This is a genomic window from Arenimonas sp. (genome assembly GCF_019459675.1).
Classification (GTDB): Bacteria; Pseudomonadota; Gammaproteobacteria; order Xanthomonadales; family Xanthomonadaceae; genus Arenimonas.
Genome location: NZ_JAIBFH010000131.1, coordinates 1 through 6,513, shown reverse-complemented (window position 1 = coordinate 6,513; position 6,513 = coordinate 1). Strand labels below are relative to the sequence as shown.

Sequence of the window (6,513 nt, the reverse complement as noted above, 5' to 3'; positions counted from 1 at the left end):
GGCCGGCCCCCGCCGAGCTGCCGCCCATGCCCACCGGCGATTTCCGCATCACGTCGGTAACGCTGGGCAAGGCCGTGGACGAAGCGGGCCAGGTCAGCCAGGCGCAGGACACGTTCGCGCCCGTCGACAAGATTTACGCGTCCGTGGTCAGCGTGGGCAGCAGCGACGGCCTGACGCTGGCCGCGCAGTGGACCGCGGCCGACGGCACCCCGGTGGCTTCGGCGGGCCAGAGCCTCAGCCCCAGCACGCCCACGGTCACCACTTTCAGCATCGCCCAGCCCGACCCCTGGCCCGCCGGCGGCTACAAGATGGCGGTGTCGGTGAATGGCCGCGTGGTCGAGGAGCGCAGCTTCCTGGTCCAGTAGTGTCTGCACCGGCGCACCCGGGGCACGCTTTCCCCGCCGGTCCGGAACCGCGACAATGGTGGTCTTGCACGCGCCGCGGCTGATCGCCAGCCGGTGGCAACGCCATCATGAGAAGAGTTGTCCATGTCCGACACGCCCCAGATCATCTATACGCTTACCGACGAAGCGCCGTTCCTGGCCACGCAGTCGCTGCTGCCGATCGTCCAGGCCTTCGCCCGCGTCGCCGGCATAGCGGTGCAGACCCGCGACATCTCGCTGGCCGGACGCATCCTGTCGCAGTTCCCCGAGCGCCTGCGCGACGACCAGAAGATCAGCGACGACCTGGCCGAGCTGGGCGCCCTGGCCACGCGGCCCGAGGCGAACATCGTCAAGCTGCCCAACGTCAGCGCCTCCGAGCCGCAGCTCAAGGCCGCCATCCGTGAGCTGCAGGGCCAGGGCTACGACCTGCCCGACTACGTGGACGACCCCGGCACCGACGCCGAGACCGACGCCAAGAAGCGCTACGACCGCGCCAAGGGCAGCGCCGTGAACCCGGTGCTGCGCGAGGGCAACTCCGACCGCCGCGCGCCCAAGGCGGTGAAGGAAAACGTGCGCAAGAACCCGCATCGCATGGGCAAGTGGTCGGCCGATTCGGCCACGCACGTCTCGCACATGGACCACGGTGACTTCTTCGGCAGCGAACGCTCCACCACCCTGGCCAGCGATGGCAGCCTGAAGATCGAACTGCTGGCCCAGGACGGCACCACCACCGTGCTCAAGCCCAAGGTGGCGGTGAAGGCCGGCGCGATCGTCGACGCCGCGGTGATGAGCCGGCAGGCGCTGGCGACGTTCATCCAGGCCCAGATCGCCGACGCCAAGGCGCGCGGCGTGCTGTTCTCGCTGCACCTCAAGGCCACCATGATGAAGGTCTCCGACCCGATCATGTTCGGCATCGTGGTGGCGGAGTTCTACAAGGAAGCGCTGGCCAGGCACGCCGACGTGCTGGCGAAGGCCGGCTTCGACCTCAACAACGGCATCGGCGACCTGTACGAGAAGATCGCCTCGCTGCCGGCCGACGTGCAGGCGGCCATCAAGGCCGACATCGACGCCGTGTACGCCACGCGCCCGGCGCTGGCGATGGTCAACTCCGACAAGGGCATCACCAACCTGCACGTTCCCAGCGACGTGATCGTGGACGCCTCGATGCCGGCCATGATCCGCGACTCGGGCCGCATGTGGAACGCCCAGGGCCAGCTGCAGGACACCAAGGCCGTCGTGCCCGACCGCTGCTATGCCGGCATCTACCAGGTGGTGATCGACGACTGCAAGAAGCACGGCGCCTTCGACCCGGCCACCATGGGCAGCGTGCCCAACGTCGGCCTGATGGCGCAGAAGGCCGAGGAATACGGCTCGCACGACAAGACCTTCGAAATCGCCACCGCCGGCACCGTGCGGGTCACCGACGCCGACGGCGCCGTGGTGTTCGAGCACGCCGTGGAGCAGGGCGACATCTGGCGCATGTGCCAGGCCAAGGACGCGCCGATCCAGGACTGGGTGAAGCTGGCGGTCACCCGCGCGCGCATCAGCGCCACGCCGGCGATCTTCTGGCTGGACGCCGGGCGCGCGCACGACGCGCAGGTGATCGCCAAGGTCGAGCGCTACCTCAAGGGCTACGACACCCACGGCCTGGACATCCGCATCCTGCCGCCGGCCGAAGCCATGCAGGTTTCGCTGGACCGCATCCGCAAGGGCGAAGACACCATCTCGGTCACCGGCAACGTGCTGCGCGACTACCTCACCGACCTGTTCCCGATCATGGAGCTGGGCACCAGCGCCAAGATGCTCTCCATCGTGCCGCTGATGGCGGGCGGCGGGCTGTTCGAAACCGGCGCCTGCGGCTCGGCGCCCAAGCACGTGCAGCAGTTTGTTGAAGAAAACTATTTGCGCTGGGATTCGCTGGGTGAATTCCTGGCCCTGGCCGCGTCGCTGGAACACATCAGCCAGCGCTGGGTGAATTCCTGCGCGCCGGTGCTGGCCAGGACGCTCGACCAGGCCAACGGCCGCATCCTGGACGAAGATCGCGGGCCGTCGCGCAAGGTCGGCGGCCTGGACAACCGCGGCAGCCATTTCTACCTGGCGCTGTACTGGGCCCAGGCGCTGGCCGCGCAGGACGAGAACGCGCTGCTCAAGGCGGCCTTCACCCCGTTGGCCAAGGCGCTGTCGGACAACGAAGCCAGGATCGTCGCCGAACTCATCGCCGTGCAGGGCAAGCCGGTGGACATCGGCGGCTACTACCACCCGGACATGGCCAAGGTGACGGCGGCGATGCGGCCAAGCCCCACCTTCAACGCCGCGCTGGACGCCTTCGCCGCCAGCTGAGGGATACCTGGCAGGTGGGCCGCGGGCATGAAAAACCCCGCGCCAGCCTGGGCCGACGCGGGGCGGGGGTCCGGTGGAGCGGACCGGACGGGCTTACTTCAGGTCGAAGCGGTCGGCCTCCATCACCTTGGTCCAGGCCTTGACGAAGGCGTTGACGAACTTCGGGTGGGCGTCGGACTCGGCGTAGACCTCGGCCAGCGCACGCAGCTGCGAGTTCGAGCCAAACACCAGGTCCACCACGGTGCCGGTCCACTTGATTGCGCCGGTCTTGCGGTCACGGCCTTCCAGCACGTTCGTGTCGGCCGCCGAGCGGGCCCACTTCGTGCCCATGTCCACCAGGTTCACGAAGTAATCGTTGGTGAGCACGCCCGGGGTCTGGGTGAATACGCCGTGCTTCGCGCCACCGACGTTGGCGTCCAGCGCACGCAGGCCGCCGACCAGCACCGTCATTTCCGGCGCGGTGAGGCCCAGCAGCGCGGCCTTGTCGATCAGGCGCTCGGCCTGGTTGGACTCGTAGCCCTTGGCGACGTAGTTGCGGAAGCCGTCGGCCTTGGGCTCCAGCGGCTCGAAGGAATCCACGTCGGTCTGGTCCTGGCGCGCGTCGGTGCGACCCGGCGAGAACGGCACGGTGACGCTGACGCCGGCCTTCTTGGCCGCATCTTCCACCGCCGCGTTGCCGGCAATCACGATCAGGTCGGCAAGCGACACCTTCTTGCCGCCGGTGGCGGAGGCGTTGAAACCGCCCTGGATGCCTTCCAGCACGCCCAGCACCTTGGCCAGCTGCGCCGGCTGGTTGGCTTCCCAGTCCTTCTGCGGGGCCAGGCGGATGCGCGCACCGTTGGCGCCGCCGCGCTTGTCGCTGCCGCGGAAGGTCGATGCCGAAGCCCAGGCGGTGGCGACCAGCTGCTGCGTGGTGAGGCCGGAAGCCAGCACCTTGGCCTTGAGCGCGGCCACGTCGGCGTCGTCCACCAGCGCATGGTCCACGGCCGGCACCGGGTCCTGCCAGATCAGCACTTCCTGCGGCACCATCGAGCCGAGGTAACGGGCGCGCGGGCCCATGTCGCGGTGGGTCAGCTTGAACCAGGCGCGCGCGAAGGCGTCGGCGAACTCGGCCGGGTTGGCGTGGAAGCGGCGCGAGATCTTTTCGTAGGCCGGGTCCATGCGCATTGCCATGTCGGCCGTGGTCATCATGATGGTGACCTTCTTCGACGGATCGTGCGCGGACGGCGCCATGTCCTTCTCGGCCAGGTTCTTCGGGTGCCACTGGTGGGCGCCGGCGGGGCTCTTGACCAGCTCCCACTCGTAGCCGAACAGCACGTCGAAGTAGCCGTTGTCCCACTGGATCGGGTTGGAGGTCCAGGAGCCTTCGATGCCGGAGGTGATGGTGTCGTTGCCCTTGCCGGTGCCGAGCTTGTTGATCCAGCCGAAGCCCTGCTCGGCGATGTCGGCCGCTTCGGGTTCCGGGCCCACGTTGGCGACATCACCGGCGCCGTGCGACTTGCCGAAAGTGTGGCCGCCCGCGGTGAGCGCCACAGTCTCTTCGTCGTTCATGGCCATGCGCGCGAAGGTTTCGCGGATGTCGCGGGCCGAACCCAGGGGGTCGGGCTTGCCGTCCGGGCCTTCCGGGTTCACGTAGATCAGGCCCATCTGCACGGCGGCCAGCGGGTTGGCCAGGTCGCGTTCGCCCGAGTAGCGGCTGTTGGCCTTGTCGCTGGTGGCCAGCCATTCGGTTTCCGAACCCCAGTCCACGACGTTGGGTTCCCACACGTCGGCGCGGCCGCCGGCGAAGCCGAAGGTCTTGAAGCCCATGCCTTCCATCGCCGCATTGCCGGCCATGATGAACAGGTCGGCCCAGGACAGCTTGCTGCCGTACTTCTTCTTGATCGGCCAGAGCAGGCGGCGGGCCTTGTCGAGGTTGCCGTTGTCGGGCCAGCTGTTGAGCGGGGCGAAGCGCTGGTCGCCCGTGCCGGCGCCGCCACGGCCGTCGCTGATGCGGTAGGTGCCGGCGGCGTGCCAGGCCAGGCGCACCATCAGGCCGCCGTAGTTGCCGTAGTCGGCCGGCCACCAGTCCTGCGAATCCACCATCAGCGCCTTGAGGTCGGCCATCACCGCGTCGAGGTCGAGCTTCAGGAATTCCTTGCGGTAGTCGAAGTCGTCACCCAGCGGGTTGCCCTTGGACGGCTGCGCGTGCAGCGCGCCAACGTCGAGCGCGTTCGGCCACCAGTCGAGGTTCCGCGGGCCTTTGCCCATGCCGATGTGTTGGGTTCCGCCCGTAACGGGGCATTTGGATTCGGTGGACATGGTTCTCTCCTTGGGACTTGCACGGTGCAGGGGTGCCGCGGTGGTGGCGCCACCCCGGTGTTGCCTCACCTTAGGCCTGTGGCCGTGAAGATGAAAATGAATGTTTCGGATGCCTGTGATAGGCGCCGGCTATCGAGAGGGCTCCCGCAGGCCTTACACTTGGGTCCGTGCGCTGCTGAGTAAATCCATCATGTCCCACCCGCCCAGGTCGCCATGACGGCCAGCCGCAAGCCCGCGCTGAGAGGCCCCGACGGCGCCCACGCTTGGCGCGAATCGCGCGCCCTGCTCGACGCCGGCCGCATGGTGCTGCCGCTGCTGCTGCCGGTCGGCAAGGCCCGCGCCACGCGACCGCGCAACATCATCGTGATGCCCGGCTTCGGCGCCGACGACCGCGCCACCTGGCCGCTGCGCCGCTACCTGCGCAAGCTCGGCCACCACGCCGAAGGCTGGGGCCTGGGCCTCAACCGCGCCGGCGTCGATATCCGGCACACGCTGTCGGACCTGTCGCCGGGCTGGGCGGCCGAGCCGATCGCCCACTACCGCAACGAAGCCTCGGTGCCGATGCTCTGCGACCGCATGGTCGCGCGCGCACGCCTGCGGCACGATGACCTCGGCGGCACCCCGCTGACGCTGATCGGCTGGAGCCTGGGCGGAGTGGTGGCGCGCGAAGTGGCGCGCGACCTGCCCGACCTGGTGGAGGAAGTGATCACGCTGGGCACGCCGGTGCAGGGCGGCCCGAAATACACGCGCGCCGCGGCGTTTTTCCGGGGCCGCGGCATGGACCTGGACTGGATCGAACGCGGCGTGGCGCAGCGCGAGTCCACGCCCATCCGCGCCCGCATCACCGCCATCGCCAGCCCCACCGACGCGGTGGTGGGCCATGCCGCCACCTTCGACCACCACAGCCCGGACGTGCGCCACGTGGACATCGACGCCTCGCACCTGGGCCTGTGCTTCAACCCCTCGGTGTGGAAGCTGATTGCCGACACGCTCAACCGGACGACGTGATCCTCAGCCGTGCGGCGGGCCCGCGGCGGCCGCCCCTTCGGGCGAAGCGGGCGCAGCACGCCAGACCGGCGCGAAAGCGGCATCCGCCGCAGGCGCGGCTGCCACGGCGGCTTAACACGACCCCGTGCTAGCCTCGCCGGCAGTCCACGAACCCGGAGTCCCACCGATGCGCCCGACCCTGTCCCCGCTTGCCCTCGCCCTCGCCGCCCTGATGCTGGGCGCCTGCACGCCCGCGTCCCAGGACGCGCCGGCGGACGCCGACGCCCCGGCCACCACCGACGCCACCCCGGCCGCCGATGCCACCGCCGACGTCGCGCCGCCCAAGGCCGACAGCGATCCGCTGGATGCGATCCTCGCCGGCGACTGGCGCGACCCGGCCAACGTCGCCCGCGACGCCTACCGCCACCCGCGTGAAACCCTGGCCTTCTTTGGCGTCGGCCCCCGCCCGACCCTGGTCGCGATAAGCCCGGGCGCCGGCGGG

At 69.4% G+C, this 6,513-nt stretch carries 3 protein-coding genes and 2 pseudogenes; 4 read left to right on the top strand and 1 reads right to left on the bottom strand.

The window, feature by feature from the left end; genetic code table 11:
• Both K0M70_RS04710 and K0M70_RS04705 read left to right on the top strand, forming a co-directional pair.
• A pseudogene (locus tag K0M70_RS04710) lies at nucleotides 1-365 on the top strand (hypothetical protein); the annotation flags it as partial.
• Nucleotides 366-488: 123 nt separating this feature from the next.
• Nucleotides 489-2,723 carry an NADP-dependent isocitrate dehydrogenase gene (locus K0M70_RS04705; protein ID WP_290779940.1) on the top strand — a complete coding sequence of 745 codons (2,235 nt, stop codon included), beginning with the start codon at nucleotides 489-491 and terminating at the stop codon, nucleotides 2,721-2,723.
• Between the two features lie 93 nt (nucleotides 2,724-2,816).
• Here the strand turns inward: K0M70_RS04705 and katG are convergent, their stop codons facing one another.
• Nucleotides 2,817-5,024: a catalase/peroxidase HPI gene (gene katG / locus K0M70_RS04700; protein ID WP_290779937.1), complete on the bottom strand. Its 2,208-nt coding sequence runs from the start codon at nucleotides 5,022-5,024 to the stop codon at nucleotides 2,817-2,819.
• Nucleotides 5,025-5,237: 213 nt separating this feature from the next.
• Here katG and K0M70_RS04695 point away from each other — a divergent pair, with 213 nt between their 5' ends.
• Both K0M70_RS04695 and K0M70_RS04690 read left to right on the top strand, forming a co-directional pair.
• Complete coding sequence (locus K0M70_RS04695) at nucleotides 5,238-6,032, top strand: alpha/beta fold hydrolase (RefSeq protein ID WP_290779935.1); 795 nt, start codon at nucleotides 5,238-5,240, stop codon at nucleotides 6,030-6,032.
• 166 nt (nucleotides 6,033-6,198) lie between these two features.
• Nucleotides 6,199-6,513: pseudogene (locus K0M70_RS04690) on the top strand (methyltransferase); the annotation flags it as partial.